This is a genomic window from Candidatus Accumulibacter phosphatis, assembly GCF_012939955.1.
Classification (GTDB): domain Bacteria; phylum Pseudomonadota; class Gammaproteobacteria; order Burkholderiales; family Rhodocyclaceae; genus Accumulibacter; species Accumulibacter delftensis.
The window spans coordinates 1-16,842 of record NZ_SPMY01000053.1 but is presented as its reverse complement, the minus strand read 5'-3'; the positions used below and the strand labels follow the sequence as shown (position 1 = coordinate 16,842).

The window sequence follows — 16,842 nt, the reverse complement described above, 5'->3', positions numbered from 1 at the left end:
CCAGTAAAGAAAGCCCACCATGCTCAGCGAAGAACAGACGACAGAAGCACGCGCCACCCTCGAAGAACTGCACGTCGAGCATCGCGACCTCGACCTGGTGATTGATCACCTGCTGCTCAGCCCGCCTCCCGACGAGCTACTGGTGCGCCGCCTCAAAAAAACGCAAGCTGCTGCTCAAGGATCGCATCAACCAGCTCGAAAGCGCGCTGGAGCCGGATGTTCAGGCCTGAGCAGGAAAACAGTTCAAAGTGCGAGGTGTAGAAACGTAGATACGTAGATACGTACCTACGTAGATACAGAAATGGCGGAGTAAGAGACAAAACATGCAATTGAACATCGCCGGGAAGCGCTGCCATGTTGGCACCGGGGGAAAACCCTTCGACCCTGCCGCCTCGCCATACCCACCGCTGCTGCTGATCCACGGCGCCGCCAACGACCGTGACTGCTGGCGTATCGTCGCCGGCGGGCTCAGCGCCGCCGGCTGCGCGCTACTGGTCCCTGACCTGCCGGGACATGGCCAGTCGGCTGGTCCGCCCCTGCGCAGTATCGAGGAACTCGCCGACTGGCTGCCAGCCCTGCTCGACGCCGCTGGCGTTGATCGCGCGCTGCTGGTCGGACACTCGATGGGCTCGCTCGTCACCCTCGAGTGCGCCGCGCGCCATCCGCAAAGCGTCAGCAGCCTGGCGCTGCTCGGCTCGTCGGCGCCGATGCCGGTCGCCGACGCCCTGCTCAAGCGCGCCGAAACGCATCCCGACAGCGTCCTTCGACTGATGACCGAATACTCGCACACGCTGCCGTTCCTGCTCACCGGCGGCGGCGGACACGGCATCTGGGGACCCGGCGCGACCCTGGCCATCATGCGCCGCAGCCCGCCGGGCGTCCTGGCCATCGATCTCGCCAACTGCAACAACTATCTGCACGGTCTGGAAGCCGCGGCGCAGGTCGCCTGCCCGACCCTGCTGCTGGTCGGCCGCCGCGACCGCATGACGCCGCGCCGCAATCTGCCGCTGCTGCAATCCGCACTGCGCCAGGTGGTTCGCACCGAAATCGAGAACTGTGGACACGCGATGATGAACGAGCAGCCGCAGGCGGTCATCGAAGCGCTGTTGAAGTTTGTCGGCAGCACAGCGACGAAGGCGACGGCAATCAGACCTTGCGACCGCGCATGACGCCAAGCCCCGCCAGACCGCCAGCCAGAAGCAGGAGCGTGGCCGGTTCTGGAACCGGGCTCAGATCCACGCGCAGCGCGGCACCACCACCGCCAAACGGACTTGCCGTGACAAGACCGTTGATCGAGTAGCTACCCGCTCCCAGAAGATACGATCCGCTGCTCCAGAGCGCATCAGCGAACGCCGCGTCGTAGTCGCTGAAGATGTCGTCGCCTACAGATCCCGGCGCCGAAGTCAGTCCGAGCGATAAAATGCCGTCAAAGATCTCGAAGCGATCGCCGGACAGAAAGGCATCGGTCACTTTCAGAACGCCTGCCGAGGCCAGCGCAAACGTGAAGGCTTGGTCGACAAAGCTCGACCCGACACCGCCGAAGGTGAATGGCACCCAGCCGCCATCGACGGTGACAGGTACCGCCTTTGCCGACGTGGCGGCGCTCAAGCCCGCAGCAAATGCGAGCGCACATAACAATTTTCCTGGATTTCTCGATTTCATGATTTTTCCTTCGAGTTAGGAGGCACGATTGAGAACTAGAAACTGTGACACTGTGTTGAGCTGGCTAACGGTCATGACAGTCGAGATACCCCGGCTGATGAAAGTCATGACCGTTAGTCCGACAGGCTGCTAGCTTCGCCCGTCGCCCGAACGCGCCAGCAGGATCACCGCGCCGAGAACGATCGCCCCGCCGACAATCTGCCACCGACCCAGCGCCTCGTCGAGAAACATCGCCGCCAGGACAATGCTCACCACCGGTTCGAGCGTCGACAGCGTCGCCGCGTCGGCGGCACCGAGGCGCGCCATGCCGGCAAAAAAAGTGATCACCGCCACCGCCGTCGACAGGGTCGCGATACTGACCACCGCTGCCCAGCCCAGCGCCGAGCCTGGCAAAGCCGGCCCACGCACGAGAACCACCAGCCCGCAGACCAGCGCCGCAGCGAGCATGATCACCGTCGCCGACGCCATCGCCCCGCTCACCGGCGTCACCCGCTCGCCGACCAGGATGTACACCGAGTAGATCAGCGCCGCGGTGGCACCGAGCAGAATGCCGAGCGTGCTGCCGGCGAGGCTGCCGCCGACCGCCAGCCCGGTGCCGAACAGCGTCGCCAGCACCGCCAGCATGCGCATCGCCGACAACCGTCGCCGCGCCAACACGGCCGACAAGACGGTGACGATCGCCGGATAGAGGTAGAGCAGCAGCGCCGTCAGCCCGGCGCTGGCGTACTGCAGAGCGGCGAAATAGCAGAAGGACTGCCCGACATAGCCCAGCCCACCCATGGCCACCAGCAGCAGCAAATTGCGCCCGCGCGGCCAGGCCATGCCACGCATCCGCATCACCACCACCATCAGCGCACCGGCCAGTCCGAAGCGCAGAAACAGCAGGCTCGGCACATCGACCCCGTCGGCATAGGCCAGCTTGCCGAAAATCGGCATCGCCCCGAAAGCCGTCGCCGAAGCGACGATGCAGGCAACGCCTGCCAGGCGAACGGCTGGCGCGGGGGCAAGGATGGCAGCAGTCAAGATCGACGACTCGGAGAGGGCGTAGCGGTAGCGCCGGGAGGACAAGAAGCGCCGGACGGCCCTGGTCGGGCTCTCCGGCGCTGCGGAGTTTGCTACGCGGCGATTATAGGACGCTTCGCAGTGACGCCGTGATCGGCGCTATTCTTGCCATTTCCGCATCGATCCAGACCTCCCGGAATCACCGGCGAACGTGTGGTCGAATTTTGGACAGTAGGTCGGCGAAGGCCGTCTCATGGCGGAGACTGGCCGACCTCGATGCGCAGCCATTTTCCGCCGGGGATCCTGGCGCCAAGGCCAGTGAGCTTACGGCACAGCTGTTCTTGGGCATAACGGCGGGCGTGTTGCTGTAGCGGCTCCAGCAAGCCTGTGTAGCTTGGGCTGAGGAACGAAGCCCAACGAACCAAGCTACGACAGCTTGCGATGCGCGATGCGTGGTAGGCTCTTGGAGAAACAAGGCACGCCCGACCACGCAGCGAACCCCGCACGAGAATCCGACATGGCGGCTCTCAAACTTTTCATCAGCCACAGTTCCCGACTGCGCCCCGCCAGTGCGGATGACGCCGAGGCGCAGGCCAACTGGCAACTGCTGCAGGACACCTGCAAGGCGCTGAAGGCCGAGTACTCCGACAAGATCGAGATTCTGGTCGACTACGAGGGTCTGCATCCCGGCGACGACTGGGAGCGGCGGCTCAACGAATGGCTGGCCGAGTGTCACGCGGCGATCATCCTCTTCTCCCGACGAGCGATCAAGGAGTCGAACTGGGTCAGGAAGGAAGCGGCGATTCTTAGTTGGCGCGCCGAACTCGAACCCGAGTTCAAGCTCTTCCCTGTCCTGCTCGACCAGCAGGCCACGCCGGAAGATCTCGAAAAGGACTTCCTGGGCACGCTGCGCATCACCCGCACGCAGTGCGTTGCCCAGGTCAGCACCGCAGAGCAGATTCTCGGCGGCATCAGGCTGAAGATGGGCGATCATCCCGAGCTGCTGCGGGGGACCGTCACGACACCCTTCGAACGGCTTCTGGAAGCCGTCGAGAGCGTCCTTGTCGAGCAGGTGAAGTTGAGCAATCTGGAGCGGCTGTGGCAGAAACTCTTCCCTGACACGCCACGGCCATCGACGCGCGGCGCCTACGCCAGGGCGCTGGCGCGCCACCTGCTGAACGACGGCCAGAAGTCCCTCGAACGCTTCCAGGAGGTGCTCAACGACACGCTGCCACACCCGAGCCGAGAACGTGCGGAAGAGCTGTTGAAGTTCGTCCGCGCGCTGTGGGTGGGTGCCGGCGAGGCGGGTCAGATTCCGGCCGCCCGATCGCACGGAAAATGCCTGGCGCTCAACGGCCAGTGCCTGGAGCTCAGCCAGCCCGAACTCGGCACGCGGCATTTCACGCTCGATCGCTATCTCGAACGCGCCTGGCCTGGGACAGCCCAGATCCGGGTAATCCCCATATCGGACGTGAGCAGCCAGGACGCGATCCAGGGAGAAATCCGCAAGGTTTACGCGCGCGGCCTGGCGCATCTCACGAATGAACAGATCGACCAGCGTGTTCGCAATGACAAGTGGCATGTGGTGGTCTTCGTTCCAGCAACCAACTGGGCCGGAGAAGCCCCCGATGCGCGGCTGGTCGATGGTCTGCAGAAACTGCAGCAACTCTATCGCACCCCGGTCTTCGTCTTCGGTGTCGGCGCGCAACTGCGAGACGATCTGCCAGACGCGGTCGAATCCCTTCTCCCGGAACTGTCGCTGGAAACGGAGTCGGCACAACTGCTCGCAGAACTCGACGCACGCGAGCTGCTCAACAACATCTACGGATAGGGTAACCCGATGGCCAGCTACCGCCCCAGGAACTTCAAACTCGCCGACGACTACTCCTTTCCGGGGGATCCCGCCCTGGAAATCAAGCCCTACATCTTTCCCGAAACAGCGGTCATCGCCGTCGATGTGGCGCTGGCCACCAGCCGGCCGCTGCTCATCGCCGGCCCGCCGGGCTGCGGCAAGAGCCGCCTCGCTGAAGCGATGGCGGCGGTGCTCGGCTGGAACTTCCTCAGCAAGACGATCACCTCGCGCACCCGGCTCGAAGAACTGACCGTCGAGGTTGATCACCTGCGCCGCCTGCACGACGCGCACCGCGCGGCACGACCGGACGCCGTAGACCTCAAGCCGGATCAGGCGTATCACAACCCGGGAGTCTTCTGGTGGGCTTTCGACCGGGAGTCGGCCGCACGCCGTGGACTCAGCGCTGCCGACGCCGCCGGATACGACGCCACCCTGCCCTTTCCCGGTAGCGAGGGAGCCTCCGCCGGTGGACACCACCACACCGTCCTGCTCATCGACGAAATCGACAAGGCAGAGCCAGACGTACCGAACGATCTGCTCGAACCGCTCGACCGGCGCAGTTTCTCTCTGCCCGACGGGGCGACGCAGCAGGCCGACCCGAAGCAGAAGCTACTCACGATCATCACCACCAATCGCGAGCGCGAGCTGCCACAAGCGTTTCTACGCCGCTGTGTGAGCCTGGTTCTCGGCGAACTGGACCGCGACACCCTGCTCGGCATCGCCCACGCGCACTATCCGGCCACCGACAGCCGGCGGACCGAAGCGATCGTCGACAAGCTGATCGGAATCCGTGCGGCCTCTACGACCAGCGGTCGCCGTCCGCCCGGCACCAGCGAATTCCTCGACGCCATCCAGGCCTGCGAGAAACTGGAGATAGATGTCGCCGACGACAACCCGCTCTGGAGCCAGATCGAGAGGGCAGTTCTGACCAAGCCTACGGAGTGAGCGGATGGCGACGTCCCGCAGGAAGAACGACACGATGCAACGCGGCGAGATTCATCTCGGCGACCTGATCCGCGCGCTCGGCACGCTGCACGGTCAGGAAGACGAGCACGCACAGGCGATTGCCGGTTGCCTCGGTTTCGGGCTGGCGGCGCCCGAGGTGCAGCCTGCCCGGCCGACGCCGACGGTCTATGACCGCAGCCGCCTGTCGGCGCAAGCGAAAAGCGAAGCTCCTGCCACGCCGCGTCAAGCGGGGCTCGCCGCACCGCCGACACGCGCGCCGCAAATCGATCTGCCCGCGCAGACGCTGAAATCGACGCTCAACGCCGTCGCAGCGCCGCCCGCGATCGATACCGCCGAAGCCCCGAGCTGGCTCACGGGCGACTACCAGCGTCTCGAACCCGCACCGGGCGTTTCGCCGCCGCGCCGGACGCTGATCGCCGCCGAGACCGCCCGCGGCGTGTTCACCGCCGCCCTGGCGACGCTGCGCCAGGGTGACCGGCTCGACATCGATCAACTCGTCCGCCGCGTCGTCGCGGGACGCCTGCCGCCGCGGCTGCCGCGCCAGCACTCGGCAACGCTCGCCCGCGGCTGCCAGCTCCTGCTCGACTTCAGCGACAGCATGCTGCCGTGGTGGGAAGATCTGCGCGACCTGGCCAGGCAGCTCGTCGGCGTGCTCGGCGAAGATCGCGTCGCGGTCTTCGACTTCGACTCGACTCCAGAGCAGGCTGGCCGCTGGCTGCCCGGCAAGGACGCAGAACAAGACTGGCAGCCCTGGCAACCGGAGCCCGGTCGACCGATCCTCGCCGCCACCGACTTCGGCATTCAGGGATTACCGCCGCGTAGCCGGCCCGACGCCGGCTGGCAAAAGCTGATCAAGGACTGCCGTGCGCCAGGCTGCCCGCTGATCGTCCTCGTCCCCTGGTCGCCGGAATACTGGCCGACCACCCTTGGTCCCGACGCCGAACTGGTGCACTGGCATCCGCGCACCAGCGCCGCGATGCTCAGCCGGCAGTTCGGCGGCAGGCAGCGACCGACACGATGAGCTGGCTGCAGCCGACACCCTTCGAGCAGGACCTGGTCAGCGACGTTCGCCGGCGCTGGCCGGAAATCGTCCCGCTGGCACGTCTGCTGTCGCTCGCCACGCGCATCGAGCCGCTGCTGCTGCGCAATGCGCGGCTGCAGTTCATCCCGGGCAGCGCCACGGAGATCGAGTCGCAGCTCTGGTTCAGCCCGCTGATCGGCGCGCGCAGCAGCGGCGAAGTGATCCTGCATGCGGGCGTGGCGCGCCTTCTCGCCAACGAACTGCGCGCCGCCGATCAGCCGCCGTTCGACCAGGTGAGCGACTTCACCCGGCGCCACAGCCGCCACTGGTCGCCCGAAGACCGTCTCGAACAGGATCTGCGTCTGGCCGCCCTGCTCGACGATCAGCCGGCCATCGAGCAGGGTCTGCAGGACATGCTCAAGCGCATTCACGACGAAGCCGACGAGGAACAACGCATCCGGCTCGCGCGCTGGAGCCGGCGCAGCCTGGCAAGCGTCGCCGGCGCCGGGAGCACGCTGGCGGAAGCCAGACTGCTCACCCAGTACGCGAGTTGCAGTCTCGGCGCCAGCAGCAGCCTGGCCGCCGGCAACGCAGCAGCACCGGCAACGCTGCCTGGCTGGCTCAACGGCAAGCTGCCCAAGCCTTTCCGGCCGGCACGGCTGGCGGTCAGCCTGCACTGGGACGCCGACAGCCGGCGGCTGGTTCTGCACTGCCGGGCCGCCAGCGCAGGCGAGCCGGCCATCGAGCTACCGACACCGCTGCCGGTGAACCTGCACGTGCAGAGCGAAGGCGCGCCGAGCGGCACCTGGCAGGTCGTCGGCGCCGATACACGCGTCGCACTGCCGCTGATCGCCGAGCGCATTCTGCTGACGACCAGCGACGGCCGCCGCTACGAACTGCACGCCGAATTGCCCACCGAGGTCGTTCCCGGCGCCCCGCCATCGACAACGACAGCGCTGTACCTCAGCCATCTAGCTGCCGACCGCGAACAGGCCAGCCGTATCGCCGACTGGCTGGCAAGGCAAGGGATACGGCTGCAACTGATCGAAGAGGAGTCGCTCAGCACCGCCGCTGCCACTGAGGGAGACCAGGACGGGCCAATTCGCTTGCTGCGCCTGTGGACCCGCGCGGCGCAGGCTTACTGGGCCGAAAAGACCGGCAGCGACGCCCTGCCCGGCCCACGCGCGGCCCTGCTGCGCACGGAAGCGCTCGCTGCGCCGCCGCCCGGCCAGGGCGCCGAGCGACTGCTCGACCTCCTCGACTGGCAGCAGCCGGAGAAGTCGGAAGAGGCCAGGAACTTCCTCGGACAGCTGCGCGCCTGGCTGGCCGACGAGCAGCCGCCGCCAGCACCAGACGTAGACAAGCTCGGCGAACGCAGCGAAGGCGGCGAAGGCGGCGAAGGCGGCGGCGAGGCCGAGGCCCTGCTCGCCGAACTCGCCGACCCGAAGACGCCGCCGCCGCGCCGCCTCGAAATCGGCGACCGCCTGGACGAAATCGGCGACCCGCGGCGGGGCGTCGGCGTACGTGAATTCGTGCTGGCCGATGCGGCGCCGCGCCCAGCAGAGCCGGCGGCAGAAACGCTGCCGCCCGAAGTCCACCAACTCCTCGACGAACTCGAACGAATCGAGACCATCCCGCCACGGCGTCTGGCGATTGGCGATCGCCTGGCCGAAATCGGCGACCCGAGGGCAGGCGTCGGCCTCGACGAGCGCGGCCTGCCGGCGCTCGACTGGGTCGACATCCCTGGCGGGGAGTTCATCTATCAGAACGGAGAGAAGCGCAGGCTGCCGACCTTCCGCATGGCGCGATACCCGATTACCAATGTGCAGTACCAGGCCTTCATCGACGCTGGCGGCTACAACGGCAAGGGCACAAGCGCCTGGTGGCGGGACCTCAAGCAAGCAAAGGCGGAGCAGTCGTCATGGTCGCAGGCCAACCGGCCGCGCAGCGATGTCAACTGGTACGAGGCAGTGGCTTTCAGCCGCTGGCTCAGCGCGCAGCTCGGTTACGAAGTCCGCTTGCCGAGCGAGGAAGAATGGGAGCGTGCGACGCGCGGACGCGATGGTCGCGAGTACCCCTGGGGCAAGGACTACCGGACCGGCTACAGCAATATCAACGAGAAAGAACTCAAAGCCGGCGAATGGTCCCTGCAGCAGACGACAGCGGTCGGCGTCTATCCACAGGGCGCGTCGACCGAAGGGGTTCTCGATCTGGCCGGCAACGTCTGGGAATGGTGCCTTGACAAGTATGGTAGCCCCGGAAAGGTTGAAGCCGATACCAGCGACGACAGTCGCGTGGCGCGCGGTGGTTCGTGGGGCTACGGCCCGGGCGACGCGCGCGGCTCGCGGCGCAGCGGGCTCTTGCCTGACTTCCACCTCAACGACAGGGGGTTTCGCCTGGTTTCGTCTGCCCCCATTGCTTGACCGCTGTTCGCTGCCGACCGCAGTGGCCTCAATCCCTATCTGCATGATGTTGGGCTTCGTTCCTCAGCCCAACCTACCGCCTACTACCCCTTGTAGGGGCCTCCCCGCGCCAGGAGCGGCAAGATGGTTCAGGCCGCGCGCCCACTCGGCGAGCGTTATCGGGAGAGGCAACAGGGCTGGATCAAGCACGTAAGTTACGCTGACTCTTGGCGACTGAACCAGCACGCGCTGCCACGTTACGGGTTCTTGAATTCGCAACTGCGGTCAAGCAACTGGGACCGACGAAACCAGCCGAAACCCGTAATCAAAGTAACGGTCGCTAGGGGCAAAGGTGAAGCGCTGTGAGCCGCGCGCGTAGCTAGGCGGGTTGAGCCATGATCCGCCACGTAGTACACGCCAGTCGCCACTGGTATCGGCTGCGAGCTCATCGGGGCGATCATATTTGTTGAGACACCATTCCCAGACGTTGCCGGAGAGATCGAGAACCCCTTCAGCTGAAGACGCGTGCCCATAGACACCGACCGCTGTCGTCTGCCCCAGGTACCACTCGCCGGCTTTGGTGTCCTTTTCGTCGATATTGGCGTAACCCGTCTGGTACCGCGCGCCCCAGGGATACTGGTGACCATCGTGTCCGCGTGCCGCACGCTCCCATTCTTCCTCGGTCGGCAGCCGGACTTCGTAGCCCAGCTGCTCGCTCAACCAGCGGCTGAACGCCACTGCCTCGTACCAGTCGACGTTCGTTCGCGGCCGGTTGGCCTGGGGAAAGCGCGATTCTTCCGGCTCAGGTCGCACCAGATCCCGCCACCAGCGCTCATCCCGATACCCACCGGCATCGATGAAGGTCCGGTAGTGCGCATTGGTGACCGGATAGCGCGCCATGTAGAAAGTCGGCAGCGAGCGCCGCTCGCCTTCCTGAAAGACGAAATCGCCGCCGGGGATCTCGACCCAGTCGATGTCGGGCAGGAGAATCATCCGCTGCGCCTGCACCGCATCGATCCCCAGGTCCGCCGCGGCAACGCGTTTCACAGTTCCCGCTCGACAATCAGCGGCGCATGATCCGCGCCGCGCGCCGACGCCAGGCCACCGGGAACGGCCATGGCGAGGACATCAAAGCCACGCACTTCGATACAGAGCCAGTTACGCATGATCACCTTCCTTCGCCAGCAGGCAGTCGGCATCGACTTCCGCCTGCGAGTGGTTGGCATAGGTCGGCCAGTCGGGGAAATACTCGTCGGCCTGGTTTCCCCAGCTGGTCCAGCCGTCGCGCGGGCCGCGGGCGAACATTTCCAGATAGGGGCCGGGCGAGCAGGATTCGATCAGCCCGTAGGCTTCGTCGGGCTTGCGCGAATGCTCCCGCTTGCGGCTCTTGATGATATTGACCTGGCGGCGACCAGGAGCCAGCGTGCGGGCATTCTTGCCGCGGACGCCGAAAAGGATCAGTTCGGTGGTGTTGCGAAAGTAGAAGCCGACGCCGCGCCCATCCGGGCCGCCGTCCTTGCGGATCTTGTGCCAGACGATGTTGCTCTTGTACTGGAAACCCCAGGCGACCAGGACCCGAAGGCCCTCGGGAAGCAGCGCATTCGGCACCCACAGGTAGAGGTGCGCCGTGTCGCCGACGATGCTGGCCACCGGCAGGGCGAGAATGTCGTCCAGGGTCATCGTCGCGTAGCGGTTCAGCCGCTTGTGTTCCGGCGCCATCTTGCCGGTGCGGTTCTGGAACTGCCACGGCGGATCGGCGAGCACGGTGTGAAAGCGGCGATCGCCGACGCGGTGGAGCAGCTCGCCAGCTGCCTCGGGGAAATGTTTCGTCATCTTGCTCAATCGGTCAGGAGCCCGGTCGTCAGCATACCCTGTTGGCAAACACCGGGGGTGGCATCCGCCTTTGTCCACCGGGGGACGAAGCACAACGGCGCTCGTGCTTCCACCAAGGCACTCGCCCGCCCGCACGTCATTGCGAGGAGGCGCAGCCGACGCGGCAATCCAGAGGTTTGGCTCTGTGCGTTGTCGGCGCGGCGGAGAAGCAGTGAGAGGATGGAACTGGATTGCCGCGTCGGCTTCGCCTCCTCGCAATGACGGGGAGTCGGTTGCCTGCTGTAGTTTCCACGCGCGCATGGCGACCCCTCCATTTTTCTGACTGGACAGACCCTATTCCAGCGTGCCCGGGGACGCAAGCGGCGTCGCAACCGGCACAATCCCGTCAATCACCTCCTCCACCCAGCCGAACCCGATCCTCTCCTGCTCCAGCCGCAGATTCTTGCCCAAGCGGTTGTCGCGCAGGTCATCGTAAAGCGCACGCTCTTCCTCATTCAGCCGCGGCAGATCGCGTAGCGTCTGCTTGTCTTCCTCGCCCCACTGCGTTGCAAAAGCCTGCAGCGTCGCGCGGTCCATGAGGAAGGAATCGACATGCGCAAAGTGCGCGCGCAGCTGGTCGAGGATGGCGAAGCCATGCGTGTCGATGTCGCCCCAGTAGTGGATGCGGCAGCGCGATAGCCATTGCGCCTGCGCCAGCATCTCGAAGCCGTAGCCGGCGCCGAAAATGATCAGGCTGTCGCGCACGGCCGGGAAGGCCAGGAAGTTGATTTCGTTCTCGGTGATGAAGACGCGGGCGACGCCGGGGTCGAGTTGGGCGAAGCTGGCGGCGTCGAGAGTGATGTCGTCGCCGAAGGTGCTTGGCAGGCGCGAGTGCGCCGGGTCGAGGATCCGCAGACGGATGCGCACCGGTTTGTCACGAAAACCGTAGCGCCGGGCGAAGCCGCTCACGCCCGTGGCCGCGGTGTCGATCGCCGCGGGCGACAGAACGAGATCCAGCCACTCGGCGAGAACGCCGCGATGCGCTTCGATGAACTTGCTATGCACGCCGGGAATGTCCACCTGGCGCAGATAGACGCTCTGCCTGGGCGCCTGCTGCGCACGCGCCTCCACCCAGGCGACGATGGCCAGCAGACGGCTCCATTCGCCGGCCAGTTCGAGCGCGCGTAGCGGGCGCTTTGCCAACCAGGCCAGCAGTTGCGGCTGGCGCTGCCGGGTCAGTTCGAGCAGGGCATTGAAGCGCGTCAGCTCACGGCGCTTGCCGAGCAGCGCCAGCGCGTCGTCGAGACTGTCCACCCACGCCTCGTGCGGCACGGCGTTGGCGCCGAAGACGCGATGGCGGAATTCGCGCATCTCGATGCGGCAGTGGGGCATGGCGCGCAGTTCGGCGACCCAGGCGCGCACGGCGTCGAAGCGCTCGGCCATCTCGGCCGAGGTCGGGCCCTTGAGGAGCAGCCGGCGCGGAAACAGCGGCTCGCCGCTGACCAGACTGGCGAGCACGTCGCCGCGGTCCCAGAGTTTCTGCACCTGCGCGCGCAGCCCGGCCGGCCGCGTCCAGCTCACGCGGTCGCCCTCGCCTTCTCTGCGCGGTATTCCTCGATCGACAGGTTGCGCAGTTTCGAGGTGCGTCCTTCTTCGTTATGCACGAAGCCGACGCTGGCAACGAAGGGCTCGATGATGTGGATTTTCTGCAGCGGGGTGACGATCAGCAGTTGCAGGTTGAGCTGCGCGAAGAGGCGCAGGCCGTATTGGGCGGATTCGTCCGAGCCGCGCCCGAAAGCTTCGTCGATGACCACGAAGCGGAAAGTGCGCGAGCGCACGGCGCCCCATTCGAGGCCGAACTGGTAGGCCAGGCTGGCGGCGAGGATGGTGTAGGCCAGTTTCTCCTTCTGGCCGCCCGACTTGCCGCCGGAATCCGAGTAGTGCTCGTGCTCGCTGTCGTCCTCGCGCCAGCGCTCGCTGGCGGCGAAGACGAACCAGTAGCGGACGTCGGTGACCTTGGCCGTCCAGCGGCGATCCTGCTCGGAAAGGCCCTCGCGACCGCGCAGGCGCTCGATGATGTGCTTGACCTGCAGGAACTTGGCTTCCGAATACTGGGCGTCGTCCGAGCCGGTGATGCTGCCTTCGGTGCAGGCGCGCAGCTCGCTCTGGAAATCGCGGATGTCGGCGTCGGGCGTGGCCTGCGCTTCGAGGGCGATGTAGCGGCCGGTGTTGTAGTCGATCTGCGTCAGCGAGCCGTTGATGCGCGTGATGCGCTCCCTGATCGTCTCGCGCCACATCGCCAGCTGGGCGTTGAAGTTGGCCACTTCGCGGATGGTGTTCTCGTTGAGCAGTTCCTTGAAGCGCAGCTCGAAGCGCGGCAGGTCATCGGCCTGCAGCTTGTCGAGCATCAGGCGGTATTCGCCGACGGCCTCGATGGCGACATCGACTTCCTGGGTATCGAGCGGAAATGCGCTGCAGTAGGCACGCATGGCGTCGATGATCTTGTCGCGCAGCCGCTTCAGCTTGCCGTCCTCGTTTTCGATGCGGCCCTGCAGCCATTGGCGCACATCGTGTTCGCGATTCTCGCAGGACTCGACGCTCAGCTGGTGTTCGCCGAGCGCTTCGCTGCGTATCGCATCGAGACGCTCGAAGTAGGTACTTGGCGGCGGCTGCGCCGCCGTGTCCTTGGCGATCACCGCCAGGGTGTCGCTACGCAAGGCCTCGGCGGCTTCGCGCTTGGCCTGCGTGGCGCCCAGCTCGCGCGTCCTGGCGGCCAGGGCGGCCTCGCTGTCGGCAAGCACGCCCTGCAGTTGCTGCAGGCGTGCGGTCAGGTTCTGCAGGACGTCCGAGGTCGTTTCCAGCAAGCGCTTCTCGTCCTGCAGGCGTGCCACTTCGGTGGCCGACGATTGCCAGTCGAGTTCGCTGAATTCGCTGAAGTCGCCGTACTCGCCGAGTTTCGAGAGCGCCGTCAGGCGCTCCTTGAGCGCCTTCTGCTCGCCCATGATCCTGCCGATGCGGCTGCCGAGCTCGCCGAGCCGCGTTTCGAGTTGCCGGGCATTGGCTTCGAGGGCGCTGATCTTGGCGGCATTGCTCCAGCCGAGGACGTAGCGACTGCGGTCGTCGAGGCGGTGGCGGTCGTCTTTCTCGTGGCGCTCGCCGGGCGCCTTGATCTGGCCGGCACGGGTGATCGCTTTCGTCTCGCGGCGGAACTGCTCGTGGGTGGCGCAGCAGGCGACGTCGAAACGGTGCGCCAGCTCGCGTTCCAACCAGTCGTAGTACGGCGAGTCGGGCTTGACCGCCAGCTTGCGCACCAGTGAGTCGCGATGCAGGCCGGGCAGGTCGCCGGGCGTAGTCTTGGTCTTGCGCACGCGGAAATAGACCAGCCGCCCGCGCAGATGGGTGCGATCGACCCACTCGGCGACCGGCGTGTAATCCTCGTCGGGAATCAGCAGCGACAGGCCGAAGTTGTGCAGCAGGCGTTCGCCGGCCCCTTCCCAGTCGCGCTCGTCGTCGCGCACCTGCAGCAGCTCCCCGGCAAAAGGCATGGTCTCTTCGGCGAAGCCAAGCGCCTGGCACAGCGCGCTGCGCATCGCCACCTGCGCGGCCGGGACGTTGCTGCGCCGGGCCTTGAGGCTGTTGATCTCGGCCATCAGCTCATCGTGCTCCTGCTTGCCCTGGCGCAAGCTGACACTCAACTCGGTGAGCTCGTTCTGCAAGCCTGCATCGCGCTCGCGCGCGGCTTCGGCCAGCACGGCGAAGCGCTGGCACTGGTCGAGAAAACCGGCTTCGTCAGACGCGGCCTGCTCGCCAATGGCGCCGAGCAGCTCGCCGTAGCGCTGTGCCTTGCGCGCTCGCGCCTGGCGCTCCAGTTCGAGGCGATGAATGTCGGCCGCCAGGCGCTCGAGCCGATCGCCGCCGTTCTCGGCGATGCTGCGCTTGAGCTCGCCCTCCTCGGCGCGCTGCGCCAGGCGTTGCTCGTCGATGCGCCTGAGCTGCGCGTCCTGCCGCCGCCAGTCTTCAGCCAGGCCGGCCAGCCGCTTGTCGAGAAGGCCGAGCTTGAGGCCGGCGAAATAGGCTTTGAGCGCTTCGCGACAGGCGCGCATGTCCTCGATCTGCGCCGCCAGCAGCGCATGCCGCCCGCCGTCGGCCACCAGCGGCGCGAGCAGCGCCACCTGCCGCTTCGCCTTGAGGACTGCTTCATGGGCGCGGTTGAGGTCGTCGAAGTGGCCGATCAAGGCCGTGATTCGTGGCGCGACATCGAAAGGCTCGAGCATGTGGCTGCGCACGAAGTCGGTCAGGTTGCCGACCGATTTCATCGACACCGTCTGGTGGAAGAGGTCCAGCGCCTGCTCGTTGTCGATGCCGAAACGGCGCCGGAACCAGGCGCCGTAGGGCGGAAAGCTGTCGAAGACTTCGGCCAGCGGCTTCCGCAGCCGCTTGCGCAGCGCGGCGATGTCCGAGCCGAAGTTCGCAAAATCGCCGGCAATCGACAGCTCGCGTTCGGCGGCGACGAAGAAGCGTGCCGGCTGCCCCTGCGCATCCTTGATCCAGAACACCTGCGCCAGCGTCACCGTCTGGTCGTAGCCGGCGTTATGAAACACGCCGAGGATCACCGAGTAGTTGTTGTGGTCGCGCAGCGCCACCGGTCGCGCCGTGCCGCTGACCTCGTTGCGCTCGGACTTGTAGTGGCCGAGGACGTAGGAGCGCAGCGTCCGCTCGCGACTGTCGGCACCCGCCGCCTTGTTGTAGGCGATGCGCTGCGCCGGCACCAGCAGGGTGGTCACCGCATCGACCAGCGTCGACTTGCCCGACCCGATGTCGCCGGTAAGCAGCGCGTTCTGGCCGCCCGGGTTGAGCGTCCACACGCGCGCCTCGAAAGTGCCCCAGTTGAAGACTTCCAGGCGCTGCAGGCGAAAACCCGAAAGCGTGTCGTCGGCGACGAAATCGAGCCCGAGGCTCTGCGGCTCATTCATCGGTGGCGGCCTTGGTATTCCTACTCGGCGTACTCGGCGTACTCGGCGTACTCTTCGTGCTCTTCGTGCTCTTCACTGCGCCGCCACTCTCCCCCGCCAACAGCGAGCGGTAAGCGGCCAGGCGCTGATCGAATTCGGCCAGCCACTGCGCGTCGACGAAGGACTTGAGGATTCGCCGCACCTCGAAAGTCGCCGTCTGGCCGCTTTGCACTTTCAGGCGGCGGACGAAGCCGAGCTCGACGACCTTGCCGAGATAGAAGTCGATCTGGTCGATCAGGCGCGCTTCGTTACTGCCTTCGTGCAGGAAAACGCGCAGCAGCTCGACGACCTCGTCGCGCGAGAACACCAGCCGCGTGTCGCCGCCGCCAGCATCGAACTCGGCCAGCTTCTTGCGCAGCAGCGCCAGCAGCAGGCTGACCGGAAACGACAGCGGACGCCGCGCAACCAACCGCGGCAGCCGGACCCCCTCGCCATCCTCGGGCTGCGGACGCGAGCGCAGGAAGGCATAGCCCTCGGCCTCGTCGAGCACCAGTTCGAGGTCGAGCACGGCCACGTAATCACGCACCCGCGGCTGTAGATTGAGCAGCGCATTCCACAAGGCCGCGTCCGCCTCCTGATAGAGCACGCCCTTGAGCAGGGGAATGACCAGAGCGGAGAGGTCGGGGCTCTCCGGGGTGGACGTCGCTGCGACCGAGCCATCTAGGTCGAGCTGTGCTTCCAGGTCGTCTTCCGCTGCTGCCACCATGCTTCCCTCACCAACATCACCGGCGACAGCCGCGCCTACTTCTCGTTTACTTCTCGTGCACTTTTTGATTGCCTCGCGACACCATCACTGGCGACTTGCAGGCTTGCCACCCGCTCCACCTGCTCATCGAGGTAAACCGGCAAGCGGACAACCGCATCGGAAGCGTAGAACTTGCCACGCACGCCCTTGCTGAAATCGTAATGATCTTTCATCCGGCCAGCTCCGCTAAAACCCCTTTGGCAGGGCTGAGGATACCACGCGCCAGCACGCTCCCGTCGCCCGGCGGCAAGGCGTTAATGTGAAAGTCGCGCAAGCGACTCACGAACCTCCCTTCTCCCTTGCGGGAGAAGGGGCAGGGGAAGAGGGTAACGGTCATGACTTTCATGATTCGGGGTGTCTCCACGTGT

15 protein-coding genes and 1 pseudogene are annotated in these 16,842 nt (G+C 66.0%); 6 read left to right on the top strand and 10 right to left on the bottom strand.

Going from position 1 to position 16,842, the window contains the following annotated elements:
• Positions 1-19: 19 nt before the first annotated feature.
• Together E4Q23_RS17360 and E4Q23_RS17355 are read left to right on the top strand one after the other, a co-directional pair.
• Positions 20-230 (top strand): annotated as a pseudogene (locus E4Q23_RS17360) (DUF465 domain-containing protein).
• A gap of 93 nt (positions 231-323) precedes the next feature.
• Complete coding sequence (locus E4Q23_RS17355; RefSeq protein WP_169067805.1) at positions 324-1,169, top strand: alpha/beta fold hydrolase; 846 nt, start codon at positions 324-326, stop codon at positions 1,167-1,169.
• Here E4Q23_RS17355 and E4Q23_RS17350 read toward each other — a convergent pair.
• Complete coding sequence (locus E4Q23_RS17350; protein WP_169067804.1) at positions 1,147-1,662, bottom strand: PEP-CTERM sorting domain-containing protein; 516 nt, start codon at positions 1,660-1,662, stop codon at positions 1,147-1,149. The genes E4Q23_RS17355 and E4Q23_RS17350 overlap by 23 nt on opposite strands.
• 129 nt (positions 1,663-1,791) lie before the next feature.
• A complete protein-coding gene (locus tag E4Q23_RS17345) occupies positions 1,792-2,685 on the bottom strand; it encodes a DMT family transporter (protein ID WP_248595541.1) in 894 nt (297 codons plus the stop codon).
• Between the two features lie 496 nt (positions 2,686-3,181).
• Between E4Q23_RS17345 and E4Q23_RS17340 the strand changes: the two genes are divergently transcribed.
• From E4Q23_RS17340 to E4Q23_RS17325, 4 genes are read left to right on the top strand one after another with little or no spacing between them, the layout of a single operon-like run.
• Positions 3,182-4,495: a toll/interleukin-1 receptor domain-containing protein gene (locus E4Q23_RS17340; RefSeq protein ID WP_169067803.1), complete on the top strand. Its 1,314-nt coding sequence runs from the start codon at positions 3,182-3,184 to the stop codon at positions 4,493-4,495.
• 9 nt (positions 4,496-4,504) lie between these two features.
• A complete protein-coding gene (locus E4Q23_RS17335) occupies positions 4,505-5,461 on the top strand; it encodes an AAA family ATPase (RefSeq protein WP_169067802.1) in 957 nt (318 codons plus the stop codon).
• Positions 5,462-5,465: 4 nt separating this feature from the next.
• Complete coding sequence (locus E4Q23_RS17330) at positions 5,466-6,503, top strand: hypothetical protein (RefSeq protein WP_169067801.1); 1,038 nt, start codon at positions 5,466-5,468, stop codon at positions 6,501-6,503.
• Positions 6,500-8,926 carry a formylglycine-generating enzyme family protein gene (locus E4Q23_RS17325; RefSeq protein ID WP_169067800.1) on the top strand — a complete coding sequence of 809 codons (2,427 nt, stop codon included), beginning with the start codon at positions 6,500-6,502 and terminating at the stop codon, positions 8,924-8,926. The genes E4Q23_RS17330 and E4Q23_RS17325 overlap by 4 nt, the downstream gene beginning before the upstream one ends.
• A 264-nt stretch (positions 8,927-9,190) precedes the next feature.
• Here E4Q23_RS17325 and E4Q23_RS17320 read toward each other — a convergent pair whose 3' ends face one another.
• The 8 genes from E4Q23_RS17320 to E4Q23_RS17290 all read right to left on the bottom strand — a co-directional run.
• Positions 9,191-9,952 (bottom strand): SUMF1/EgtB/PvdO family nonheme iron enzyme, encoded by a 762-nt coding sequence (locus tag E4Q23_RS17320; RefSeq protein ID WP_169067799.1) that lies wholly within the window; start codon positions 9,950-9,952, stop codon positions 9,191-9,193.
• Complete coding sequence (locus E4Q23_RS24645; protein ID WP_272873701.1) at positions 9,949-10,071, bottom strand: hypothetical protein; 123 nt, start codon at positions 10,069-10,071, stop codon at positions 9,949-9,951. Before E4Q23_RS24645 ends, E4Q23_RS17320 begins: the two co-directional genes overlap by 4 nt.
• The gene (locus E4Q23_RS17315) at positions 10,064-10,738 is read right to left on the bottom strand and encodes an MT-A70 family methyltransferase (protein WP_169067798.1); all 675 of its coding nucleotides are present in this window, start codon (positions 10,736-10,738) and stop codon (positions 10,064-10,066) included. The genes E4Q23_RS24645 and E4Q23_RS17315 overlap by 8 nt, the downstream gene beginning before the upstream one ends.
• A 333-nt stretch (positions 10,739-11,071) precedes the next feature.
• Entirely contained in the window at positions 11,072-12,298 is a 1,227-nt protein-coding gene (locus tag E4Q23_RS17310; RefSeq protein WP_169067797.1) for a Wadjet anti-phage system protein JetD domain-containing protein, read from the bottom strand.
• Complete coding sequence (locus tag E4Q23_RS17305) at positions 12,295-15,690, bottom strand: ATP-binding protein (RefSeq protein WP_169067796.1); 3,396 nt, start codon at positions 15,688-15,690, stop codon at positions 12,295-12,297. Before E4Q23_RS17305 ends, E4Q23_RS17310 begins: the two co-directional genes overlap by 4 nt.
• Positions 15,683-16,435, bottom strand: coding sequence for a DUF4194 domain-containing protein (locus tag E4Q23_RS17300; protein WP_169067795.1), 753 nt, complete (start codon positions 16,433-16,435; stop codon positions 15,683-15,685). The genes E4Q23_RS17305 and E4Q23_RS17300 overlap by 8 nt, the downstream gene beginning before the upstream one ends.
• Before the next feature lie 35 nt (positions 16,436-16,470).
• Positions 16,471-16,647 (bottom strand): hypothetical protein, encoded by a 177-nt coding sequence (locus E4Q23_RS17295; RefSeq protein ID WP_169067794.1) that lies wholly within the window; start codon positions 16,645-16,647, stop codon positions 16,471-16,473.
• Positions 16,644-16,842, bottom strand: a 199-nt coding sequence (locus E4Q23_RS17290) for a hypothetical protein (RefSeq protein ID WP_211203817.1), incomplete at its 5' end; no start/stop codon positions are given. The genes E4Q23_RS17290 and E4Q23_RS17295, both read right to left, overlap by 4 nt.